This is a genomic window from Aromatoleum toluolicum, assembly GCF_012911005.2.
Classification (GTDB): Bacteria; Pseudomonadota; Gammaproteobacteria; order Burkholderiales; family Rhodocyclaceae; genus Aromatoleum; species Aromatoleum toluolicum.
This window is the reverse complement of the sequence record NZ_WTVS01000007.1, coordinates 46,426-68,221: the sequence shown is the minus strand read 5'-3', so window position 1 is coordinate 68,221 and position 21,796 is coordinate 46,426. Positions and strand designations below refer to the sequence as shown.

17 protein-coding genes are annotated in these 21,796 nt (G+C 64.5%); 10 read left to right on the top strand and 7 right to left on the bottom strand.

From position 1 onward, the window contains the following. The first annotated feature begins 1 nt into the window (after window position 1). The 4 genes from GPA27_RS05025 to GPA27_RS05010 are packed head-to-tail and all read left to right on the top strand — an operon-like array spanning window position 2 to window position 4,813. On the top strand, window positions 2-1,393 hold the full coding sequence (locus GPA27_RS05025) for a phenylacetate--CoA ligase family protein (RefSeq protein WP_169138219.1): 1,392 nt from the start codon (window positions 2-4) through the stop codon (window positions 1,391-1,393). Then, the gene (locus GPA27_RS05020) at window positions 1,390-2,607 is read left to right on the top strand and encodes a prenyltransferase/squalene oxidase repeat-containing protein (RefSeq protein WP_169138217.1); all 1,218 of its coding nucleotides are present in this window, start codon (window positions 1,390-1,392) and stop codon (window positions 2,605-2,607) included. The genes GPA27_RS05025 and GPA27_RS05020 overlap by 4 nt, the downstream gene beginning before the upstream one ends. Next, complete coding sequence (locus GPA27_RS05015) at window positions 2,604-3,461, top strand: formyl transferase (protein WP_169138215.1); 858 nt, start codon at window positions 2,604-2,606, stop codon at window positions 3,459-3,461. The genes GPA27_RS05020 and GPA27_RS05015 overlap by 4 nt, the downstream gene beginning before the upstream one ends. After that, a complete protein-coding gene (locus tag GPA27_RS05010) occupies window positions 3,443-4,813 on the top strand; it encodes a putative O-glycosylation ligase, exosortase A system-associated (protein ID WP_169138213.1) in 1,371 nt (456 codons plus the stop codon). Before GPA27_RS05015 ends, GPA27_RS05010 begins: the two co-directional genes overlap by 19 nt. On the opposite strand, the gene GPA27_RS05005 is transcribed toward GPA27_RS05010, so the two are convergent. Further along, window positions 4,746-6,527 carry an asparagine synthetase B family protein gene (locus tag GPA27_RS05005; RefSeq protein ID WP_169138301.1) on the bottom strand — a complete coding sequence of 594 codons (1,782 nt, stop codon included), beginning with the start codon at window positions 6,525-6,527 and terminating at the stop codon, window positions 4,746-4,748. The genes GPA27_RS05010 and GPA27_RS05005 overlap by 68 nt on opposite strands. 233 nt (window positions 6,528-6,760) lie before the next feature. Here GPA27_RS05005 and GPA27_RS05000 point away from each other — a divergent pair, with 233 nt between their 5' ends. From GPA27_RS05000 to GPA27_RS04975, 6 genes are all read left to right on the top strand, one after another. After that, window positions 6,761-8,020, top strand: a complete 1,260-nt coding sequence (locus GPA27_RS05000; RefSeq protein ID WP_211164834.1) for a hypothetical protein — start codon at window positions 6,761-6,763, stop codon at window positions 8,018-8,020. 34 nt (window positions 8,021-8,054) lie between these two features. Continuing rightward, window positions 8,055-9,194, top strand: a complete 1,140-nt coding sequence (locus GPA27_RS04995) for a glycosyltransferase family 4 protein (RefSeq protein WP_169138211.1) — start codon at window positions 8,055-8,057, stop codon at window positions 9,192-9,194. Window positions 9,195-9,219: 25 nt separating this feature from the next. Then, window positions 9,220-10,740: a glycosyltransferase family 39 protein gene (locus GPA27_RS04990; protein ID WP_169138209.1), complete on the top strand. Its 1,521-nt coding sequence runs from the start codon at window positions 9,220-9,222 to the stop codon at window positions 10,738-10,740. After that, complete coding sequence (locus GPA27_RS04985; RefSeq protein ID WP_169138207.1) at window positions 10,715-11,146, top strand: GtrA family protein; 432 nt, start codon at window positions 10,715-10,717, stop codon at window positions 11,144-11,146. Before GPA27_RS04990 ends, GPA27_RS04985 begins: the two co-directional genes overlap by 26 nt. After that, window positions 11,143-12,189, top strand: coding sequence for a glycosyltransferase family 2 protein (locus GPA27_RS04980; RefSeq protein WP_169138205.1), 1,047 nt, complete (start codon window positions 11,143-11,145; stop codon window positions 12,187-12,189). Before GPA27_RS04985 ends, GPA27_RS04980 begins: the two co-directional genes overlap by 4 nt. 165 nt (window positions 12,190-12,354) lie before the next feature. After that, window positions 12,355-13,062, top strand: coding sequence for a hypothetical protein (locus GPA27_RS04975; RefSeq protein WP_169138203.1), 708 nt, complete (start codon window positions 12,355-12,357; stop codon window positions 13,060-13,062). Here the strand turns inward: GPA27_RS04975 and GPA27_RS04970 are convergent. From GPA27_RS04970 to GPA27_RS04945, 6 genes are all read right to left on the bottom strand, one after another. After that, window positions 13,037-16,195 (bottom strand): sulfatase-like hydrolase/transferase, encoded by a 3,159-nt coding sequence (locus tag GPA27_RS04970; RefSeq protein WP_169138201.1) that lies wholly within the window; start codon window positions 16,193-16,195, stop codon window positions 13,037-13,039. The genes GPA27_RS04975 and GPA27_RS04970 overlap by 26 nt on opposite strands. 2 nt (window positions 16,196-16,197) lie before the next feature. After that, complete coding sequence (locus GPA27_RS04965) at window positions 16,198-17,094, bottom strand: glycosyltransferase family 2 protein (RefSeq protein WP_169138199.1); 897 nt, start codon at window positions 17,092-17,094, stop codon at window positions 16,198-16,200. Next, window positions 17,087-18,049, bottom strand: coding sequence for a sulfotransferase family protein (locus GPA27_RS04960; protein WP_169138197.1), 963 nt, complete (start codon window positions 18,047-18,049; stop codon window positions 17,087-17,089). The genes GPA27_RS04965 and GPA27_RS04960 overlap by 8 nt, the downstream gene beginning before the upstream one ends. A gap of 8 nt (window positions 18,050-18,057) precedes the next feature. Beyond that, window positions 18,058-19,356: a glycosyltransferase family 4 protein gene (locus tag GPA27_RS04955; protein WP_169138195.1), complete on the bottom strand. Its 1,299-nt coding sequence runs from the start codon at window positions 19,354-19,356 to the stop codon at window positions 18,058-18,060. Window positions 19,357-19,888: 532 nt separating this feature from the next. Beyond that, complete coding sequence (locus tag GPA27_RS04950; protein WP_169138193.1) at window positions 19,889-20,812, bottom strand: glycosyltransferase; 924 nt, start codon at window positions 20,810-20,812, stop codon at window positions 19,889-19,891. Continuing rightward, on the bottom strand, window positions 20,809-21,795 hold the full coding sequence (locus GPA27_RS04945; protein WP_169138191.1) for a glycosyltransferase family 2 protein: 987 nt from the start codon (window positions 21,793-21,795) through the stop codon (window positions 20,809-20,811). The genes GPA27_RS04950 and GPA27_RS04945 overlap by 4 nt, the downstream gene beginning before the upstream one ends. Between the last annotated feature and the right edge of the window lies 1 nt (window position 21,796).

The window sequence follows — 21,796 nt, the reverse complement described above, 5'->3', positions numbered from 1 at the left end:
GATGAGCCTGCCTGCCCGACTGGTCAGTGATGCGCTGTTTCCGCTCCACGAGCGCTTGATGGGGCGACCTACCTTCACGTATCTCGACGAGCTCGAACGCAGCCAGTGGTTGTCGCGCGCCGAGATCGAATCGCTGCAGGCGCGCAAGCTCAACGCATTGTTGCGCACGGCACACGCGCACAGCCCGTGGTTCGCCCAACGGCTCGACGAGGCCGGGCTCGACCCTCATGGCCGCGAGCTCGCCCTTGCCGATCTGCGCAAGCTGCCGACGATGGACAAGGCGGACGCCCGCGCCCATCGCGACGAGATCGTCTGGCGCGACGCGCCCGGGGGCGTATTTCCCTACAACACCGGCGGATCCAGCGGCGTGCCGCTGTCCTTTTATTTCGGCCGCGCACGCCAGGCGTCGGACGCTGCGGGGCGCATGCGCGCGCGTCGCTGGTGGGGGGTGGAGGTCGGCGAGCGCGAAGTCTATCTGTGGGGCGCTCCGGTCGAGCTGAACAAGACCGACGTAGTCAAAGTCGTCCGTGATCGACTGCTCAATCAGCTCGTGCTGAATGCGTTCAATATGTCCGAGGCGACGATGGACGGCTATCTCGATGCCATCCGCGCCTACCGGCCTGCGTGCGTGTATGGCTACGCCAGTTCGATCGCGCTGCTGGCGGCGCACGCGCAGGATCGTGGTGCGGACATGCGCCTGCCAACGCTGAAGGTCGTCTGCACGACGGGGGAGCCGCTGTTCGAGCACCAGCGGGCGCTGATCGGTTCGGTATTCGGGGTGCCGGTCGCCAACGAATTCGGCAGCCGCGACATCGGATTCACCGCACATGAGACGCCGGAAGGGCAGATGCTGCTGATCAGCGAGAGCATTGTGCTGGAGGTTCTGGATGCGCAAGGTGAGCCCGTTGCCAGCGGCGAGACGGGGGAGGCAGTCATGACCGGCCTGTGTTCGGAGGGGCAGCCCTTCATCCGCTACCGGACCGGCGACATGCTCCGCCTGTCGGCAGAGGCCTGCCGGGCCGGGCGCGGCCTGCACGTCATCGACCAGGTCACCGGCAGGCAGACCGACTTCGTCGTGCGCTCGGACGGCACGGTCATGCACGCGCTGGCGGTGATCTATGTGCTGCGGGCGGTCGACGGCATCAAGCAGTTCAAGTGCATCCAGCATGCGCCCGACGTGATCGAAGTCCAGGTGGTCCCGGATCGCGGCTGGTCGCCGGAGCGCGAGGTGCAGATTGCGACTGGACTGCGGGCACGGCTGGGGGCCGATTTGCGCGTCGAATGCCGGCTGCTCGACGAGATCCCGCCCGAGGCGTCCGGCAAGCATCGCTATGTGGTGAGTCATGTCGCGCTTGCGCCCCGGCTCCAATCCGCAACCGGAGGCAAGGCATGAATTCGCTCGCGGTCCTGCGTCTGCCCCTGCGCTACAAGCCGTGGACCCCGCGCCACGCACGCCTGATCCTCAACGACCTTGGTGGCGCCGCACGTCAGCCGGAGCGTGAGCACCGCGCGCACCTGCAGGCGGCAATCGACTGGTTGTGCCGCGCGCAGGATGTGCGCATGCGCGAGTCCGACGCGGGAGGCGTTTCGGCCGGGTGGAGTTTCGAGGACGGCTGGTTGCCCGGCTATCCCGAGACCACCGGCTACATCATCGAAACCTTCATTGCTGCCGCCGAACTCCTCGAACGGCCCGAACTCCTTGAGCGGGCGCGACGCATGATCGACTGGGAGATGTCGCTGCAGCATGACGACGGCGCCTTCCCCGGGCATTTCGGCGAGCCCGGCAGCCAGCCGGTGATCTTCAATACCGGCCAGATCATGCACGGCATGATCGCCGGGGCGCTGAGCCTGCAGCGCGCGGAGTGTCTCGACGCGGCGGTGCGTGCCGGCTGGTGGCTCGTTCGCCAGCAGGATGCGGATGGTTGTTTCCGGCGCTCGGAGCATAACGGTGTGCCGCACGTCTACAACACGCGGGCGATCTGGGCGCTCGTCGCGACCGGCCTGCTGTCGGGTGAGGCGCGCCTCGTCGATGGCGCGCGGCGCAATCTCGATTGGGCGCTTACCCAGCAGACCCAATGCGGCTGGTTCCGGACCAATGCCTTCACCTCTGGCCAGGACCCGTTCACGCACACGATCGCTTACGCGATCCGGGGATTCCTCGAGTGCGGTGCATTGCTCGACGACGAGCGATACCTGCTGGCTGCGGAGTACGCAGCGCGCGGGATGATGGGCGTGCTGCGTGACGATGGCTGGCTCGCCGGACGCTATGGCGACGGCTGGGTCACGACCTGCTCCTACGCCTGTGTGACCGGTGTGGCGCAGATGGCATTGAATTGGCTGCGCCTGGGACAGATGACCGGCTCGGGCGAATTCACCGCTGCCGCCCGCCGGGCGATCGGCTACGTGAAGAGGACGCAGCGCCTCGCCGACGAGGACGACATCGTGCGCGGTGCCATTCCGGGATCGGCGCCGATCTGGGGCGATTATTCGCGGTTCGAGTTTCCGAACTGGGCGGCCAAGTTTTTTGCCGATGCGCTGATCATGGACGAGACCGGCCGCGCGCTGCCGCCGCTTGTGGCGCGACGCGAGTGCGAGGTTCCCGCATGAGCCGGCTGCGCCTGCTGATCCTGTGCGGCGGGGCGCCGCGCCACCTGCATTTCGCGAATGCCTTGTGCCGGCGCGCCGAGGTCCTCGCGATCGTTCAGGAAAGCGGAGGGGAATGGAACCGCGAGAAGCTCCTGCGGGTGCTGCGACCAAAGACTTTGTCCAGCAAAGCCTGGCGCTGGCTGCGCGACCGGAGGCGCTACACGGGCGATCGCGAGGCGAAGTTCTTCTTCGGCGACGCGCCGGCCACGCTCGATCGCGCTGACCTCGTCCGCAGCTTTCCGACCGTGAATCATCCCGGCGTGGCCGATCTCGTCGCCGCGTTGTCGCCCGATCTCATCGCCGTGTTCGGTACGTCGCTGATTAAGGGAGCGTTGCTGGAGGCGGGCCGTCCGCGGCTCGTCAATCTGCATGGCGGCCTTTCGCCGCAGTATCGTGGCGCCGACTGTACGTTCTGGGCGCTGCACAACGGTGAGCCCGAGCAGGTGGGCTGCACCATCCATTACATCGATCCCGGAATCGACACTGGCAGCCTCATCGCCCACGTCTGCCCCGAAGTCAGGCCCGGCGACGACGAGTTGACGCTGTTCTGGCGCGCTGTGGCGCACAGCACCGAAGTCTTCGCGGAACTCCTCGTTCGTGTCGCTGCCGGCGAGCGCTTCGGTCAGCATCAGCCGGGCCGGGGGCGGCTCTATCAGGTGAAGGACCGGTTGCTGCGGCACGAGCGTGCGCTTGCCAAGCGGATGCCGCATGGCATTCCGGCCGACATCCGCCTACCGGTGCGTACCCACTGGTTTCCAGCGACCGAGCTGCGGAATATTCGTGAGATCGACACCCCATGCGCGACATCGCAGTAACGCTTGCGGTCTTCGCAACCCTGCCGTTCATCCTCAGGCGGCCGTGGATCGGCATTCTCGTGTGGACCTGGCTCGGCTTCATGAATCCGCACCGCATGGCGTGGGGATTCAGCATGTCGATGCCCTTCGCGCAGATCGTGGCGATCACAACCTTGGTCGCGATGATGCTCTCCAGCGAACCCAAGCGCATCCCGTGGGAGCGCGAGACCAAGGTGCTGCTCGCTTTTGTTACGTGGATGACCGTAACGACGATCTTCGCCGTCTATCCCAGTCTTGCCTGGGCGCAGTTCGAAAAGGTCATCAAGATTCAGCTGATGATCTTCGTCGCGATGGTGCTCATAAATACGCCCGAACGGCTCAAGGCCCTTGTGTGGACAATCGCGCTGTCGCTCGCATTTTACGGCGTTAAGGGCGGCATCTTCACGATCATGAAAGGCGGTGTACACCGCGTGCAGGGGCCTCCAGGTACGTTCATCGAGGGGAACAACGAACTGGGGCTGGCGCTCGCGATGACTGTGCCGCTACTGTATTTCCTCGCGCGCGGTTCGACGCACCGCTGGATACGCCCCGCGATGTACGCGGCGACGGTGCTAACGGCGTTGGCGGCGATCGGTACGCAGTCGCGCGGCGCGTTGGTTGGTATGGCTGCCATGGGAGCCGTATTCTGGCTCAAGGCGTATCACAAGTTCATGGTAATGCTGCTCGGCGGGTTGGCGGTCCTGCTGGTCTGGCTGATCATGCCGGCGGCTTGGTACGAGCGCATGGCGACGATCAATACCTATCAGGAAGACACGTCCGCGATGGGACGAATCAACGCATGGTGGATGGCCTTCAATCTCGCGTCTGACAGGCTGTTGGGTGGGGGTTTCGAGACTTTTCGTTACGAGATGTTTTACCTTTACGCCCCCGACCCGACAGACGCTCGCGACGTCCACAGTATCTATTTCGAGGTGCTGGGCGAGCATGGCTTCGTCGGACTTTTCCTGTTCCTGCTGCTCGCAATATTCACTTGGCGTTCCGCCGCCGTCATACGGCGAGCACTCAAGGACCATGACACGCTCGCTTGGATGGGCGAGCTCATGGCGATGGTGCAGGTCAGCCTCGTGGCCTACCTCGCCGCAGGCGCCTTCCTCGGGATGGCGTACTTCGACTACTACTACAACCTCGTGCTGATCGTGGTGGTCGCTAGGGTATTGGTGCGCGAGGCTGAATCCGTCGAGAAGCGTGCTGCCGGTGTTGCCGCTCCTGGGGTGGGATCACCCCGTGTGTGCGAGGCCGTGCCGGTTAATGATCGGCCGGACCGCCATTCCGCTGCAGCCAGAGTTCCAGCTGGGTCAGTACCCAGATCATGACTCCGTAATAGCTCGCATGGCCCGACGAATGTTCCCGCCACAGCTTCCGCAGATAGTCCGGACGAATGATCCCGCGACGGGCGAGGCTGTCCAGTGCGGCGACCGCCTGCGAACGCAGTGGGCCGTCCGCGGCCAGCCACAGGCCGAACGGCAGACCGAAACCATGCTTGGATTTGGTGATCGTCTCGCCCGGCAGGAAATCGCGCAGCGCCTGTTTGAAAAATACACGCAGGCGGGCGCCACTCACTTTCTGGCGCACGGAAAGCGTGCCCGAGAAGGCGATCAGATCCTCGTCGAGGAACGGAAAGCGGACTTCGACGCCTGCGGCTTCGCACATGCGCGACACCTTGCGCAGATCGTTGTCGGCCAGCGTGACCTTGTGGTCGAGACGCATCATGCGGTCGACCGGTTTGTGCGAGCCGGCGCGGAAGTAGGCCTCGCGCATCAGCGCGAGTGGCCGTTCCGTGTCGATTCCGGCAATGAACTCCGGTTCGAAGATGTCCGCGAGTGCGTCGCGGGACAGGAAATTGTACGTTTCCAGGCGATCGGGCAGGGGGACTGTGGCTTGGCGGATATAGCTTTGTGCCTTGCGCACCGGCAACAGTGCCGAACCGAACGGAAATCCGAACACCAGCGGTTCGAGCACCCGACGCAACGTGTACGGGACGGCCTGGTAGTGCTCGAATATGCCCTGTTTCGCGTAGCGCACATTTCCGCCGAAGAATTCATCGCCGCCGTCCCCGGCCAGCATCGCGGTGATGCCATGCTCGCGGGCGATGCGAGCACAGAAGTAGGTCGGCACTGCCGAAGCGTTGCCGAAGGGCTCGTCGTAGGCGCTCGCAATGAGCGGCAGCGCCTCAGCGACGTGTTCCGGCGTGACGTAGAATTCGGTCGCGTCCGCGCCGAAGTGGCGTGCGGTGATGCGGGCATAATCAAGTTCGTCGAAGCCTTCGGCGTCAAAGCCGATCGAGAAGGTGCGTGGAGCCTGTCCGCTGATTTCGCCGAGCATGCCAGTGACGGTCGAGCTGTCTGTCCCCCCGGACAGGAATGCTCCGGCCGGCACATGGTCGAGTTGCCGCTCAACGGACTGACGCAAGAGCTGGCGGAAGGTTCGTTCCTGATCCTGCTCGTCTGCCCGTGTGTCCGACGCGAACTGCAAGGACCAGTAGAACTCGCGTGCCGCCCTGTCGGCGGTGGCGACCAGCCGCTGAGCTGGCAGCAACTTCTCGATCCCCTCGAACACCGTGTCCGGGCTCGGCACCATGTGGCAGTACAGGTACTCGAACAGCGCTTGGCGGCTCAATCCTGCGCGAACACCGGGATGTGCCGCGACTGCGCGGGCACTCGTCGAGAAAACGAGCAGGGGGCCGACACGGGCGAAACACAGTCGTTCGATGCCGGTGCGGTCCACGGCGAGCAGCGCGGTGCCCGCGCGCAGGTCGATCAGCACGAGCGCAAAGCTGCCCTGCAACTCCTCGAGAATGCGCTCGCCGACCGCCGCGTAACGGCGCAGCGCGGCAGCCGCGTGCCCGTGGTCGCGGCCGTCGGCGGCAACCTCGGCATGGTGCCAGCGCGGCCGGCCAAGCAGGATGGCGGCGCGTCCCGCGTCGGCGTCCTGCGCGACGGAGCTCCCGGTCGGTCCCGTTCCGACGCAACCCGCGCCGCCCAGTTCCAGACGATGCTCCGCCGGGGGCGCCCCGTCCGCGGCAAACATCGCATCGAGCGTGTCCGAAGTTGTGCCGCCTCCGCCCGCAAGGTTCACCCAGCCGCAAAGGATTCGTCGCATGTTCATGAGTTCGCCGTCGTCCACTTGATCGGGGCAGCGGCCATGTTATCGGATGGCGGCCCCGTCGAATGCAGCACAGGTCACGCTCGTGCGTGCATTCGACACCCTGCCTCGTGCGGCTCCCGTGGTTTCGTCGTCCACCCGCAGCCCCCGGATTTTCGATGGGTTATGCACTGATCCTGATCCTCGCGTGGTTCGGCTTTGCGGTTATTGCGCTGGCGGTGCTGCACCGGCGCGCCCTCGCGGCCGTGTGGCGCGAGCCCGTACTCGCTCGGCCCGTCCTGATCGTTGAAAGTGACGACTGGGGGCCGGGGCCGGAGGAAGACGCTGCGGCCCTGCGCGAGATTGCCGCGACACTGGGGGCGGTGCGCGACCGCGGTGGGCGGTCCGCAGTGATGACCCTCGGCGTCGTAGGCGGTGTGCCCGACGCCGCCGCAATCCGTGCCTCCGGCTTCTCCCTCTATGCCCGTCGTTCGCTTCTTGAGCCGGATTTCGCGCCGATCGTCGCTGCGATGTGCGATGGGTGTCGCGCAGGCGTCTTCGCGCTCCAACGGCACGGTCTGGAGCACTTCTGGCCCGCCTCCTTAATGGCGCGGCTGCGTGTGGCCGACGGGTGCAATTCCGAGGGGATATTGCGCTGGTTAGACGAAGGGGGGCTGCGCAGCGAAGCGCTCCCGTCACCGCTGCAAAGCCGGTGGGTCGATTGCACCTGCCTGCCCAGCGCTCCGCTCGATCCCGTTGCGGTCGCGCAGGCGGTGCACGAAGAGACCGACCTGCTGCAACGCGTGTTTGGAGGTGCCCCCGAGGTCGCAGTGCCGAACACATTCGTGTGGGACGATGGCGTCGAGCAAGCTTGGGCCGCACACGGCGTGCGGGTGGTGGTCACGCCGGGTTGGCGCTACGAAGGGCGAGACGCCGCCGGCCGGCTGCTGCCGCCCGCGCGCCGCATCCGCAATGGAGAAATCGGGCGAGGCGGCGTCACCTACGTCGTGCGCGACGCCTATTTCGAACCGGTGCGCGGGCACCGTGCCGAAGATGTGACCGCCGCTCTAGCGCGCAAGTGCGGCGAGGGCCGGCCCTTGCTGCTCGAAACGCACCGCGAGAGCTTCATCGGCCCGCCGCCAGCACGCGTCGCGGCAGTCGCCGAGCTCGGCCGCGCGCTGCGCATGGCGCAGTCTGTCCGGCCGGATCTATGTTTCACGACCACCGCCGAACTGGCGCAGGCCCTGCGCGACGCTGCGTCGCCGCTCCGCGAGCGGCGGTGGACGCCGCGGCTTGCCGCGTGGTGCGCCAGAGTCTGCAATGAGCCGGGCGTGGCCAGGCTCCTCAAATACAGCGGTCTGGGCGCCCTGCTCGGCGCAGCAAGGTATTTGCTTGGCGACGTGACATACCGACGCTCGCCCGATGCAGGCCGTTGCTAGACTTTCCCGTGATTCCGCCTGGATGTGAAGACTGATGAAGCAGGGTTACCTCGTCATCACCGAACTCTTCCTGCCGACCAAGGGCGGAACCGCCGTGTGGTTCGACGAAGTCTATCGCCGCCTGGGCGGCAAGGAGATCGCGATCGTCACGGCCGCGGTGCCGGGTGGCGACGTACACGACGCCGGTCATCCGAATTCTGTCCATCGCGTCAACCTGCGCCGTGTCCCGTGGCTGCGTCCCGAGTCGCTGACCATGTACCTGAGGCTGCTCGCGAAGTCGGTCGTGCTGTCGCTCGGCCAGTCATTCGGCGCGGTCCATGCCGGGCGCGCACTGCCCGAAGGGCTCGTCGCATGGATTATTGCGCGCCTCATCGGCCGCTCCGTGACGGTGTATGCGCACGGCGAGGAGCTCACCGGCTGGGGGCGCGGGAACAAATACCGGGTGATGCGCTTCGTGCTCCGTCATGCCGACCATGTCATCGCCAACAGCGACTTCACGTTCGAGGTGCTGGTCGGCATGGGAGTCCCGCGCGACCGCATCGTCATCATCAATCCCGGTGTCGATGTTGCACGTTTCAGCCCTGGACTGCCGTGCCAGGACCTGCGTGACAGCCTGCAACTGCGGCCCGGCGCCCGGCTGTTGCTGTCGGTCGGCCGGCTGAACCGGCGCAAGGGTTTCGATACGGTGATCCGCTGTCTGCCCGACCTGTGCGCCGCGGGGCATGACGTCCATTACGCCATCGTCGGCATCGGCGAAGATCGCGCCTATCTTGAAACGCTCGCGCGCGAGACGGGTGTGGCCGAGCGCGTGCATCTTCTCGGGCACGTCCCGATGGACGACCTGCCGCGCTGGTACAACGCCTGCGACCTCTTCGTGCTCGTGAATCGCGACATCGACGGTGACACGGAAGGCTTCGGCCTAGTGTTCCTCGAGGCGGCGGCTTGCGGCAAGGTCTCTGTCGCGGGAACCGCCGGCGGTACCGGCGCGGCCGTGCTGGACGGCGTCACCGGCCTGCGAGTTGATGGCTGCGACGACAAAGCGGTCGTCGCCGTGATCGACCGCCTGTTGGGCGACGCGCAACTGATCGAATCGCTCGCTGCGAACGCGCAGGCGCGCGCGCGTCGAGACCTCAACTGGGATGCCGTGGCACGCCGCACCGGCAGCATCGTATAGGCCGCTGAGCGGAGGCAGGAGGAAAATGAGCGATCGTGCCGGCTACGCTGCGCAACCCATCCTGACTCGCGATTCGGCGTCGAATGCTCGGCCTGCGCATGGGGATGTCGTCGCGAATCTACTTGCTGGCGCCTGGCTCGATTGGGTCATGGTGGCCCTTGCGTTGCTCGCCTGCTTCGCCACCTGCCTCCTTACTCTGCGCACCGTCGGCGGCATGGAAGGCCCGCTGTCGTGGAGCATTGCCGGAATTCTTGCGCTGATCTTTCTTGCACCGGCGCTCGCCCGGGGCGGTGCGTTGGCAGCGGCTTTCGCACTTCGCCTTGCGGACATCGCCGGTCGCATTCCGGTGTGGCAGATCGTGCTGGCCGGGGCTGTCCTGAGAGGGCTCTGGGTGACCGTCTTTCCCGCCGAGTCGGGGTCCGATGGCGCCGTGTACATGGGGCTCGCGAGCCGCCTGGCGACAGACCACACCTATGAAGTTGCTGGTACCCGCGCGTACTGGCCAGTCGGTTACCCACTCTTCCTGTCTCTCTGGGTGGGCATGTTGGGAGAGGGGCGGGTAGCGCTGCTGGCGGCCAATCTGTTCCAGTACATCGTCGCCGCTGTCGGCATCTCGCGCCTCGCGGGCGTGCTGGCCGGGCCTCGCGCCGCCAGCCTTGCGGCGCTGCTCTTCGCGTGCTGGCCGAACCTCGTCGCCAACACCGCAACGGCCGAGAAGGAGATGCTGATCGTCACCCTTCTGCCGTGGGCCTTCCTCGCGGTCGTGACGCTTCTCAAGGGCGCCGGCGGCCGGTGGGCCGCCTTGCGCGGCGGGCTGCTGTTGGGCTTGTGCATCCTCGTGCAGCCTTCCCTGCAGTTCCTTCCTCTGCTAGCGGCCGTCTTCCTGATCGCGCTGTATCGCGAGCGCCTGCGCGCGCTCTCGCATGCACTGCTCATATTGGTTGCCGCGACAGTTGCCGTCGCGCCCTGGAGCCTGCGCAATCACCTAGTGTTCGACCGCTTCGTGCTGGTGTCCACGAACGGCGGCGAGAATTTCTACCGTGCAAACAACCCGCTCGCGACCGGCGGCTACACGCCCGTCGGCGAGGTTGACCTGTCCTCATTCAGCGAGAGCGAGCGCGATCTGCGCGGAAAAGTCCTGGCGCTCGCCTGGATCCGCGCCCATCCTGACGACTTCGCTACGCTCGGCGCCGAAAAGCTGGTGCGTTTCATGGGCGATGATGCGGTCGGTGTCTACAACACGCTCAAGGTCGGCCGGGACGGCAGAGAGGGGGGATCTGTCTACGCCGCGCTCAAGCTCGTTGCGAACCTGTACTGGCTCGTCGCGTGGATACTGCTCGTCGCAGTCGTCCTCAGCCTGATCCGGCGTGGGGCATCCGTGGCGCCGATCGTCCGCACGCCACTGTGGCTCTGGCTGTATCTCCTGATCCTGCATGCCGTATTCGAGAGCGCGGGAAAATATCATGTGCCGGTCCTGTGGGTCCTGATCGTGCTCCTTGCCGGCTATGCCGCGCGCCTGCATGAGCTCGAAGATCATGCAGCTTAGAAACCAGTTCCTGCCTTTCCTGCTGATAGGGGGATTCGCGACCGCGCTGCACTTCGTTGTCCTCATCGCTCTGGTGCAGAGCAGCATGCTACCGCCCGTCCCTGCCAGCAGTGTCGGCTTCGGGCTGAGTGCGTTGCTCAACTACGCCCTCAACCGGCACTACACCTTCGAATCCGATAGTCCTCACGCGCGGGCGCTGCCGCGCTTCGCCGTCGTTGCCACGAGCGCGCTCGGCCTGAATGCGCTGTTGCTTTATCTGATGCAAGGCGTTTTCGGCATCCACTACGTGCCTGCTCAGGTCGTAGCGACGTCGGGCACGCTGATCTGGAACTTCGCTCTGAACCGGAGCTGGACCTTCGCGGCCACCGTGCTTCCCGTCCCGCAGGTCAAGGAGCCCGAATCATGATCCTGTCCGTCGTCGTGCCCTGCTACAACGAGGAGGCGGTGCTCCCGGAAACTGCCCGGCGCCTTCTGGCCTTGCTCAATGAACTAGTCGGTGATGGGCGAATCGCCTCGGGCAGCCATGTCATCTTTGTCGATGACGGTAGTCGCGACCGGACTTGGCCTCTCATCGAGGAGTTGTCGAGCCTGCATTCCTGTGTCCGCGGGCTCAAGTTGTCTCGCAATCGGGGGCACCAGAACGCACTTCTGGCCGGACTTTTCGCTGCAGAGGGCGATGCAGTCGTTACCGTGGATGCCGACCTCCAGGATGATCTCGGCGCGATCGTTGAAATGCTGGTTGCTCATGCGCACGGTGCAGAAGTCGTGTACGGCGTGCGCAAGCATCGCAGCACCGATACCCTGTTCAAACGCTTCACCGCCGAAGCCTACTATCGAATGGTGGCGCGCATGGGGGTCGAGATCATCTTCAATCATGCCGACTACCGATTGCTCGGCAGGCGGGCTCTCGAGGCTTTGCGCCAGTTCGGCGAGAGCAATCTTTTCCTGCGGGGCATCATTCCTCAGCTTGGTTTTCCCTCGGCCATCGTCTATTACGATCGCGCCGAGCGTTTCGCTGGCGAATCCAAGTACCCGCTCGGGAAGATGCTCGCATTCGCGTGGCAGGGGGTTACATCGTTTTCGGCAGCGCCGCTGCGGATGATCACAGGGCTCGGCGTGCTCATCTCGCTCGCGAGCTTCGCCGTGACGATCTGGGCAGTATGGATCCGCCTCTTCTCCGACAGCGCCGTACCTGGCTGGGCGTCGACGGTGGTTCCGATGTACCTGCTGGGCGGTGTTCAGCTGCTGTGTATCGGCATCATCGGCGAGTATCTGGCGAAGATCTACATGGAGACCAAACGTCGGCCGCAGTTCTTTGTTGAGAGGTACTCCGGTGCCTGGCCGGGCGGTGATACCGCGTGTCGTCCTGCTGCGGGCGAGGTGGTCGACTCGATGCGGAGCAGGGATCAGGCAAAGGATCGGATGCCCGCGCAGCAGATGGATTCTTGAGGGAGAGCATCGATGTCATGTCACAGGATCGCGCCGCTTGTGGTCGGAATTGTTGGCCTCCTGGTGAGTAGTGCAGGCATAGCGCTCGAACCATTCGGCGCAACGCCTCAGGAAACGGCCCTCTGTTCTGCGCTCGTCTTTGGTGGGAAGGACAAGCGCTACCACATGAAAACCGAGCCAGATGTGGGGTGGGAACATACACATCACTGGTGCGACTGCGTCCGTTTACGCTATCGGGCGATCAAGGCTCTTGGGGACAAGGCTACGTTCTCGCACAATCTCAATGAAGCAATTGGCGGCTGCGACTACGTGATTCGTGCCGCAAAACCCGGGTTCCGGATGTTGCCGAAGGTCCATGTCGACAGGGGGCGTGCGCTGAAGCTGCGGGGTGATACAGGGGCAGCCGTTCTTGCATTCCAGCGAGCAATTTCCCTTGACCCTATGGAGATTAGTGCGTACAGCGAGCTATCACTGATTCAAGAGGAGCAAGGTCAAGAAGGAGAGGCCCGTGAAACGGTCACACGTGGTTTACAGCATAATCCCGATTCGCAAATGCTGCAGAAGCGTTATCTCGAATTAGGTGGGAAGGAGCCGTTTCCCGAACCGATCGCGCGAATAGCTCCTCTCCCCGCTCCCGCCGACAGGCCCACAGAGGCGCCGCCGTCCGATACCCTCGAGCTCGAGCTTCAGGATCCGGTCCTTGCAGTGGAGGCTCCGGTCGAACCGACCGTGCAAAACGATGGGCTATCGACGGAAGCTGGCAAACCCGCTGACGTAGGGAGCGGTCGCTCTTGTCGCTTCTGCCCACCGGAGGAAATTCAGCGGCGTTGGATCGAGTCGTTCAAGACTAACCAAGAGAAGAAGCCGGAATAGCCGGCGTTGCGGACGGTGCGCTCAAGAGGTGACGGCGCACAACCGGATCGCGTTCGATCCAGTCGCGCAAGTCCTGCCACAGCCGATTTACGAGTTCCGGATTTTCGGCTGAGAGGTCGCGAGTGCAGTTTGCGTCGGTTTCGAGGTCGAAGAGGGTGAGCTTCATGCCGTTTTCCAACGGTTGATAGACGAGTTTCCAACGGCCGTCGCGCAACATACGGTCTTTGGCGACCACAACTCGTTCCTTGTACTCGTGCTTGATCGACAGCGAGCCGCTGGCCTCATTCGGTATGTCCAAGAGTTCCAGCAGTTCGGGGTAGTTGAGGTGGTCGCTCGGCAGGCCGGGCACTCTCGCGATCCAGATGCCGGTCTCGTTGAAGCCTTTCAGATTCAGCTCGCGCGGTGGATCCTGCATCGTTGCCGTGAGCGACACGCCGTCACAGCGCACCGAGGGGGCGGCGAGCAGGTCGAGGAGGGTGGGCAGCACGTCGATCGAGCGCACGACCTGACCGACCCGCACCGGTTCATTCATTCTCGGGTCCGCGATCACCAGCGGCACCCGCGCACTGAAATCGCCCACCGCCGAATTGCCCTGCCCCCACGTATCGTGCTCGAAGAACTCCATGCCGTGGTCGCTGTACAGCACGACGACGGTGTTGTCGGCAAGTCCCGTTGCGGCCAGATGGTTCATGAGTTTGCCGACTTCGTCGTCGAATTGCGACACGCAGCCGTCGTATAGCGCGAGGATCTGATCGAGGTCGAACTCCTCGCGCGGCTCGCCCTGGCGGCGGATGATCTCGAAGGGGTCGGTCAGCCGCGCCATCGCGAACTTCGATGCCCCCGAATAGTCCGGATCCGCATGGCGCAGGTAGTACGGGTACTCGGACGCGAAGGGCGGATGCGTCGTGGAATAGAAGACGTTGAGCAGGAAGGGCTCAGACGTGCTCGCGAGCCTGGAAATCAGCCTGCGGGTGCGCTGGCCGAGCTGGGTCGTCTGCGGTGCGCCGCTCAGATAGTGCACTTCAGGCAGCAACAGGCGGCCGACGCGGTTGTGCAGGAAGAGCGACAGGAACAGGCGGATGTCCTTCGGGCCTTGGCGGATGAGGAACTTCAGGTTCCACTGGTCCTCGGGCAGATCCAGCACGTCGAAGCCCAGCGAGAACTTGCCCAGATCGCCGCCGCACCAGTCCGATACGGCCGCCGTTCGGTAGCCGAGGGCGCGCAGGATCGTCGGCAAGGCCTGGACTTCCAGCTGCGTTTCGTCGGTCGCGACGAAGTTGTCGCGGATGCCGTGCGTGTGCGGCCAGGTGCCCGTGAACAGCGAAATCAGGCTGGGCGCCGTTCTCGCGCAGGGGACGTAGCAGTTCTCGAAGTGCACCCCGCGGCGCGCGAGGGCGTCGATGTGCGGCGTCAGCGCCTGCCCCTTGCGCCGGGTGCCGACGCGGTCGGCGCGCAGCGTGTCGGAGCCGATCAGGATCAGGTTCGGACGCCCCGACGGCTGCGGTGCGGCAATCTCGCCCTCGGGCTCCCACAGCGCGAACACCAGAACCCCCCAGTAGCCGACGCCCAGGCTGGCGAGGGCTGCAGCCGACGCTCCGTGCCCGGTCAGCGTCAGCGCGATCACCAGTCCCGTGAACAGGCTCGCGGTCACCACGGCGCCTGCGATGGCGGCCTGCCGCAGCCCTCGTGCGGAAAGGCGGTTCCACAGGCGCTGGAGGCGGTCGGTGCGATACTGCCAGGAGGCGACGATGAGCCCGGGGTTGTGCACCAGGGTTCGGCAGGTGACATACGTGCCGATGAGTCCCAGCGACAGCAGGCCTCCGGCAGCCGCGCGCCACGGCTCGTGCGGAACCCCGAGCACATCGGCCCCGGCTGCCGCAACCACGGCGCCCGGCAGCGTACAGAACAGGCCTATGATCAGCGACCACACGCCCAATCGAGCCATCGCGAAGGGAAAGTACGCGCGGTAACGGCGCACGATTTCCTCGCGCAGTTGCGGCCCGGTCTGCGAGAAGTCGATGACCGATTTGACTACCAGCGCGAGCGTCACCAGCGTGGCGACCACCAACGCCGGCAGCAGCACATCGGGAATCCTCGACCACGCAAGTTGGGCGGCAAGTCCGAAGCCGGCAAACCCGAGTGTGCCGGCCAACGCAAGGCTGGTCTGCACCGGCAGCCAGGGCAGGCGAGCACGCCGGCGCCGGTGCCGCGCGGCTTCGCGCATGCCGCTCATCTCGCCGAAGGCCGACGCGAGCCGCACGAGATAGAAGCGCCGAACCTGCGAGCGCAGCGCCAGCGTGCAGCCGCCCGCATAGGCGGCGACCTTGCGCCACATGTACAACGGCACACCGCTCTCCGTTCGACGGAAGCGCATCACCGACTTCGAGCGCTGGAAGCCCTTGCGCATCAGGTACCACAGCGTAAGGCGCTCGCCGTCGACGTAGTGATACTGGACGATTTCCGGCGCGTATTGCAGGACGGCGCCCGTGCGCATCGCGCGGCGAACCCACTCCAGATCCTCGGCGCCCCCCAGGTTATGGCCGGTCGGGCCGAGTTCGGTGAGGAAGGGGCCGGTGGTGCGCAAGACCTCGAGGCGCGCAACAAGATTGCCGCCGCCCGGGATGTTGCCATCCAGATCGACGCGCATTGGCGTGTCGCCCTGATCGTAGCGGGGCACGGGCAGCGGATAGATGCGATAGGGGCCGTCATCGTGCACCCAGTCCGGTTCGGTGCCATCCCAGTCAGGCAGGATGCGCCCGCAGATCAGGCCCGCCTGCGGCCAAGTCCGCGCCGCATGCGCGATGCCGCACAGATAGCCGGCGTCCACGCGGTGATCGTCGTCGACGAAGGCCACGACCGGGTCTCCGAGCATCGGCAGCGCACGGTTGAGCGCGTGCGACTTTCCCGGGGTCGGCTCGTTGATCCACTCCAGCGGCAAGCGTCCCGCCGTAGCGCCGTATGCGTCGAGCAGCGCATGCGTGCCGTCCGTGCATGCATTCGCCACGACGAAGAGGCGGACCTGTGCATTTTCCGGCCTCTGTGCGACGTTCAGCGACTCGATGACACGTGCGAGCAGTTCGGCACGGTTATACGTACAGATCAGGACCGTGATGCGCAGCGGTTCGCCCGGCATGGCTACACCGTCCGGTTGCTCAGCATCGCCAGCAGCAGGCCCGCCATCAACCGGCCGCGGCTGATGGGCGCGATGCACAGGCCGGTCAGCAGGTCGCGCAGCGCCTGCCCGCGCCGCTGCGAACGCCACGCCCACTTTGCGTAGTCCGACAGCATTCCCGCATAGGCGTGACGCCAGAACGCGCCGCGCTTGTCGGGTGGCAGCAGGTGGCGGTTCTTGCGCATCACGCGCCGCGCCGCGTCGCGCATCACGTCCAGGTTGCGGCTCATGCTGTCCGGGCGTTTGGTGATGACGACGAGCGGTTCCGCGACGCACGCATAGCCGCCGACGGCCGCCAGGCGCATCCACATGTCGACGTCCTCGAGGCTGCGCAGGCTCTCGTCGAACGGGCCCGCCTTCGCAAGCGCGTCCGCCCGGGCCATCACCGCCGAGCCGCTGCCGGCGATCGAGCCGTTTGCCGCGAAGATGGCGTCGAGCACGGGTTGCCCGCTGCAGCCGCAGGGCCAGTCGCCCAGGTGGCGCCCCTCCGGATCGGCGATGCGCGCCGCCGTCGAGCAGAATGCGAGCTCCGGCCGATCCTCCATCAGCGCCACCTGGCGCGCGAGCTTGTCGGCCTCCCACCAGTCGTCCGCGTCCAGGAACGCCACATAGGCCCCCCGCGCCGCGGCGATCCCCGCGTTGCGCGCGCTGCTCAGGCCGCCATTCGGCTTCGCGAGCACGCGCGATCCCGGCGCGCAGCCTGCCAGCACCTCGGCCGTCCCGTCGGTGCTGCCGTCATCGACCACGATCAGCTCGACCTCGCGATACGTCTGGGCGAGCACGCTGCGCACGGCCCGCTCGATGCACCAGGCCGCGTTGTAGGCGGGGATGACGACGCTGACCGTCGGCGCCTCAGTCATCCGGGTCGTACCCCATTTCGCGCATCAGCGGAGCAATCATCGGCAGGATCCGCTCGACCGCTGCCGGATTGTGTTCCTTCCACTTCTGCTTCTGCGGTGCCCCCTTCACGATGCTCGTCGGTCGCGACACCAGATTCGCGCACCGCTGCGCGGTCTGCGCATCGAACGGCACCTCCAGGCGCTCGAACGCCTCGCGGAACATGTCGACGGGGCGCTCGAAGATGTCCTCGTAATGCAGGCCGATCCACTGTTGCGGGGGAATGGCGCGGGCAGCGTCGAGCGCGAGGCGGTTCGCCGTGATCCACTGGAAGGCGCACACCTCCTCGAGGCTTGCGTGGTTTAACTCGCGCCATCCCGGCGGCAGGAAGAAGTGCCATTCGCGGAACTCCCCGCCGCTTATCGCAACCGGCTCGGGCGGAAGACCGAAAAATTGCGTCAGTCCGAAGCCCCCGTCGGTACGCCCCAGGCGCCAGCCGTCCATCATCGAGCTGACGTTGTCGCGGCCGTCGCGCTGGATGAACACGAAGCGCGCCTGCGGGAACAGGGCATGCAGGTAAGACACGCGCAGCGTGTTGATGCAGGTCTTGTCGAGCACCGGCCCCGCGCCGAGCCGTGCGTAGAAGTACGCTAGCACGCGGTCGCGGTGCTCCGGCCGTGCATCGTCCGCGGTGGCGGCCTCCGAGTCCCAGCCGTTGTTCAGCGGGCCGTGCAGTGCGTTCCAGAGTTGTGGAATCTCGTAATCGAAGTGCAGGAAATGCCCCGATGCCGCGATCGTCTCGAAGGTCACCGTCGTCCCCGAGCGCGAGCAACCGATCACGAACACCGGATCGGGCGTTGCAGGCCGCGTGATCGACCAGAGCGCCTCCTTCGCCCGCCACCCCAGCGCGCGCAGGTTCTTGTCGCGAATCTCGGGATCGAGCAGTTTCGGCAGCTTGGCGAGGACCGTTAGCGACATCGTTTCCTCTACTTGAAGTCGGCGCCCGAAAGCCGTGTGAGCTCCTCGTCACCCTCGGCTGGACTGCCGTTCCCGTTCAGCGCTTCCATGTAGATGCGCTCAAGCTCACGCACCGGCTGATCCGTGAATCTGTTGCGAACGATCTCAAACGCCTTGTTCCCGAGCCTGAGGCGTTCCTCTGGGTGATCCAGGAGCCAGCAGGTATGGCGCTTCAGCGTATCGAAATCCTCTCGGTCGAACAGGAGACCATTCATGCCATCCTGAATGATCTCCGGTGTGCCGCCCGTGCGCGACGCAATGATCGGCTTCTTGGCGGCCGCCGTTTCGAACAGCACCATCGCGCAGGCTTCCTCACATTGGGTCGGCATGATCAACACGTCCGCTGTCGCATAGATGTTCTCGGGATCGGTCCGGTAGCCCAGATAGCGGACTCTCGGGTTGCACGTGGTAATTTCCCTGAAGCGCGCCGAAAACGCCGGATCCGTTTCCATGATCTCGCCCGCAATCAGAAACTTCACGTCGGGCCGGTCGAGTTCCTCGGTGAGGCGCAGAAAGAGTTCTATGCCTTTGAGTCGCTTCACATGTCCCAGAAATCCGACGACGAGATCACCGCACGCCAAGCCGAGTTCGTCGCGAATCGATCGTCCACGGGTGAAGCGCTCGAGGTCGGAGATATTGTGAATGGCCGCCACGTGGCGCGTCCCGAATCCTGAGTGTCTGGCCACGTACTGCGACACCGCGACGATCTGTTTCGCATACTTGATGAAGGGCGTCGGTTCTGGATCTACCATGTGAAAGTGCATGACCACGGGAATTCGCAGTAGCCGGGCTGCCAGTACCTCCGGTGGTTTCCAGCCCAGCGAGCCGATGTTCATGTGGACAAGGTCAACCCTGCGGCGCAACAGAAATGCTGCGCTGCGTGCAACGTTCAGGGCGTACCGGAATGGATTGCCGTCCCAGTCATGCTTTGGGCGTATGGCGCTTTCGATTCCCTTCGCGGCAAGGGTGTTGACCAGCTTGCCGCTTTGCGTGACGACGACCAGTGGTTCGAATTTTCGCCGGTCGATGCGCACGACGAAATTCAGCAAGGCCCGGCTTGCACCGCCCCAGTCCTCGAATGTCCCCAGGTAGTAGCAAACTCTCGCCGTCATCGTGAATTCTCGCCATCTGATAGCCGGCCGTTGCGGGGTGCGTCTCGAAAGATCGGACGCGTCGTCATGGCGGAGCTGAGATATGCCACTCTCGAGAGCAATCGCCTTGATGCGGATCGATGCAGCATGTGCCCGGGCCTCGGCCGGCTGTCGCATGGTGATCGCCGGCGTACTGCCTGGTGAGCCGATTCTTATCCCCGTCGAGTGGGCGAATCTCCATCTGCTACGGTGCCTCGATCACATATCCACCATCTTCCTGATGCCGGCAGGTGCACACCGGCGTCGGTGCCGGCCGACACCTTGCCGTCGACGATGGGCGCGGCCAGCGTGGCGATGCGGGTTCGACCAAGGAAACGTGATGATCAAGTGGAGCGTACAGGATCCTTGTTCCATAGCGCGAGCGTACGAATGTTTCGTTCCCGGATGTCAGGGTGTCCACCGACCGACGTGCCTTTCCGCATGACGTCTTTCCCGCGAGCCAGTGCCCGTAGCGCGACTATCGCATCGGCTCACCTTATTCGCGCCACGTTACAGCCGTCGAGGACGTGCATCACGCAGCAGACTCGATCGTGACTGCGTCCTACCCTCGGGAGTGCCTACCTTCCGATCCTGCAGCCATACTTTCTTAATAGTGTCGCGAGCCCCCGATCCGGGTTCGACAATCTCGCATGAACCGTAGCGCTGTGGCCTATGGCCGTGTGCGTTGCCGATAGCCAACGAGGCAGCCGAACGTGTTAATTGCGTTCATGGCCTGTCGCAGTGAGCCAGGCCTTTGCGTGATCTGCATGCCGATCGACCTCATTGCTTGACGGAGAAACTGCACAACCAGGAACGGTGGTACATCAAAGAGCGTGCGATCATAGCTGGGCAAGCGGTATCGTCCCTGCCGCACTCCTGCCAGATAGTGCAAACGAAGAAAGTAGCTCCGCTTCAGTTTCCAGTCATCCACCGCATGCAGCACCCCCATGTCGGGCCGGTATCGGATCCGTGCGCCCTGGGCGAGTAGGGTGCGGAACATCATCGCGTCCTCGCCGCCGCCTATGCCCTCGCCGGCCCGGTTGTAACGTAGATCGAAACGCAGTTGCGGATTCTCTCTAAAGAGTCGCATGTTGTATGCGATGTTTCCGCACCAAACGGGCCTCGAGGCATCTTCGATCCAGAACGGGCTCGCGCCGTGATCTAGTTCGCCGAGAAAACCAGCGACCTCGTCATCGAGCCACGTGGGGCGCTCGTTCTCACCCAGGTCGATCGTGATCCTGCCTCCTGCACATTGCGCCCCTTCCGTGGCAATCGCGGAGTGTGCCGCCCTCAGAAGGCCTGCCACCGGAAGCTCGTCGTCGTCGATGAAAACAAGGACGTCGCTGCCGATGGCTTCCTCGATCGCACGGTTGCGGGCCGGAACGATGCCCTGCTGTGTCTCGGTGACGAATCGCAGTGGTGCGCCGGGTTGTGCCGCCTGGGCCGTTAGCACTTCGACTGTGTTGTCGGTGCTGTTGTTGTTGATAGCCAGGATCTCGAACGGTACGGGGCAGTCCTGGGCCCGCATTGATTCGACAAGTCTGGAGATTCGACTCGCCCGATTGAAGGTACAGAACGCGAATGTCAGCATCATCGCTCGTCCTGGCGCTGCCGCGCGTCATCGGCAGAGTCATTCGACAGTGCCCCTAGCAGTGCCTGATGCAGACCCAAGGGAAGAAGCGCCGTGATCAAGTATTTCCAGTCGCGCAGCCCGCCATAGCCCTCTTTCATCACGGCGCGAAAGATTGCGCGCGCAGCGAGGAGGTCGCGCTTCCAGTAACTCTCATAGCCGCGTTTCAGGAGTTCTCCCGCAGTTAGTTCGCGCACGCGATTCGTGCCGAGCCGTTCGCGCACACCAGGGTTTGCGATCAGGAACTTCTCCTGAACTCGCCGGTGATTGAGCGCGATCCTCGCGCGGTTCTTCGTAATCTGATCGCCCTGATGGTGATGATAGTTGGCCAGAACGCGCGGTACGCGGACAAGAGGTAGCGTCGCGCCCAAGCGTAACCAAAGGTCATAGTCCATGCAAGAACTCAGGCTCTCGTCGAAGCCCCCGCTTTCGCGAATCGCTTCTGCGCTCACAAGCGCAGCGTGGATCGGCCAGCGACAGCCCTGAAGAAGTGCTTCGATCTTGCCACCATGTTCGTAGTCCGGCGGCACAAATGGTGGTGCTGTGTGCGAGCCGTTGTCGGTAATATTCTGCCAGCCGCAGTAGGTCAAGCCATGAGCGCCTGCATTCCGCAGCGCCTGCTCCATTACCTCGAGGAACTCGGGATGCCAAGTGTCGTCGGCATCGAGAAAGGCGATGTAGAAACCGCGTGCTTCACGCAGCGCGTGGTTGCGCGCTGCCGCAGCTCCCGCGTTCCTCTGCCGAAATATGCGAATCCGCGATTCGTCTTGCGCCAGTCGCTGAAGCTCGGTCCATGACGCGTCCTGTGAGCCGTCATCAACGATGATGAGCTCCCAATCTCCACTCGTCTGGGCTAGCACGCTTCCCACGCTCATCTGCAGGTGGCTTGCGGCATTGAAACAGGGCATCACGATCGAGACGGTGGGGGAATACTTTTGGCCGGACATC

Coding starts and splice junctions, on each gene's coding strand:
- GPA27_RS05025 (WP_169138219.1), top strand. CDS start 2: ATGAGCCTGCCTGCCCGACTGGTCAGTGATGCGCTGTTTCCGCTCCAC.
- GPA27_RS05020 (WP_169138217.1), top strand. CDS start 1,390: ATGAATTCGCTCGCGGTCCTGCGTCTGCCCCTGCGCTACAAGCCGTGG.
- GPA27_RS05015 (WP_169138215.1), top strand. CDS start 2,604: ATGAGCCGGCTGCGCCTGCTGATCCTGTGCGGCGGGGCGCCGCGCCAC.
- GPA27_RS05010 (WP_169138213.1), top strand. CDS start 3,443: ATGCGCGACATCGCAGTAACGCTTGCGGTCTTCGCAACCCTGCCGTTC.
- GPA27_RS05005 (WP_169138301.1), bottom strand. CDS start 6,527: ATGTTTGCCGCGGACGGGGCGCCCCCGGCGGAGCATCGTCTGGAACTG.
- GPA27_RS05000 (WP_211164834.1), top strand. CDS start 6,761: ATGGGTTATGCACTGATCCTGATCCTCGCGTGGTTCGGCTTTGCGGTT.
- GPA27_RS04995 (WP_169138211.1), top strand. CDS start 8,055: ATGAAGCAGGGTTACCTCGTCATCACCGAACTCTTCCTGCCGACCAAG.
- GPA27_RS04990 (WP_169138209.1), top strand. CDS start 9,220: ATGAGCGATCGTGCCGGCTACGCTGCGCAACCCATCCTGACTCGCGAT.
- GPA27_RS04985 (WP_169138207.1), top strand. CDS start 10,715: ATGAGCTCGAAGATCATGCAGCTTAGAAACCAGTTCCTGCCTTTCCTG.
- GPA27_RS04980 (WP_169138205.1), top strand. CDS start 11,143: ATGATCCTGTCCGTCGTCGTGCCCTGCTACAACGAGGAGGCGGTGCTC.
- GPA27_RS04975 (WP_169138203.1), top strand. CDS start 12,355: ATGAAAACCGAGCCAGATGTGGGGTGGGAACATACACATCACTGGTGC.
- GPA27_RS04970 (WP_169138201.1), bottom strand. CDS start 16,195: ATGCCGGGCGAACCGCTGCGCATCACGGTCCTGATCTGTACGTATAAC.
- GPA27_RS04965 (WP_169138199.1), bottom strand. CDS start 17,094: ATGACTGAGGCGCCGACGGTCAGCGTCGTCATCCCCGCCTACAACGCG.
- GPA27_RS04960 (WP_169138197.1), bottom strand. CDS start 18,049: ATGTCGCTAACGGTCCTCGCCAAGCTGCCGAAACTGCTCGATCCCGAG.
- GPA27_RS04955 (WP_169138195.1), bottom strand. CDS start 19,356: ATGCGACAGCCGGCCGAGGCCCGGGCACATGCTGCATCGATCCGCATC.
- GPA27_RS04950 (WP_169138193.1), bottom strand. CDS start 20,812: ATGATGCTGACATTCGCGTTCTGTACCTTCAATCGGGCGAGTCGAATC.
- GPA27_RS04945 (WP_169138191.1), bottom strand. CDS start 21,795: ATGTCCGGCCAAAAGTATTCCCCCACCGTCTCGATCGTGATGCCCTGT.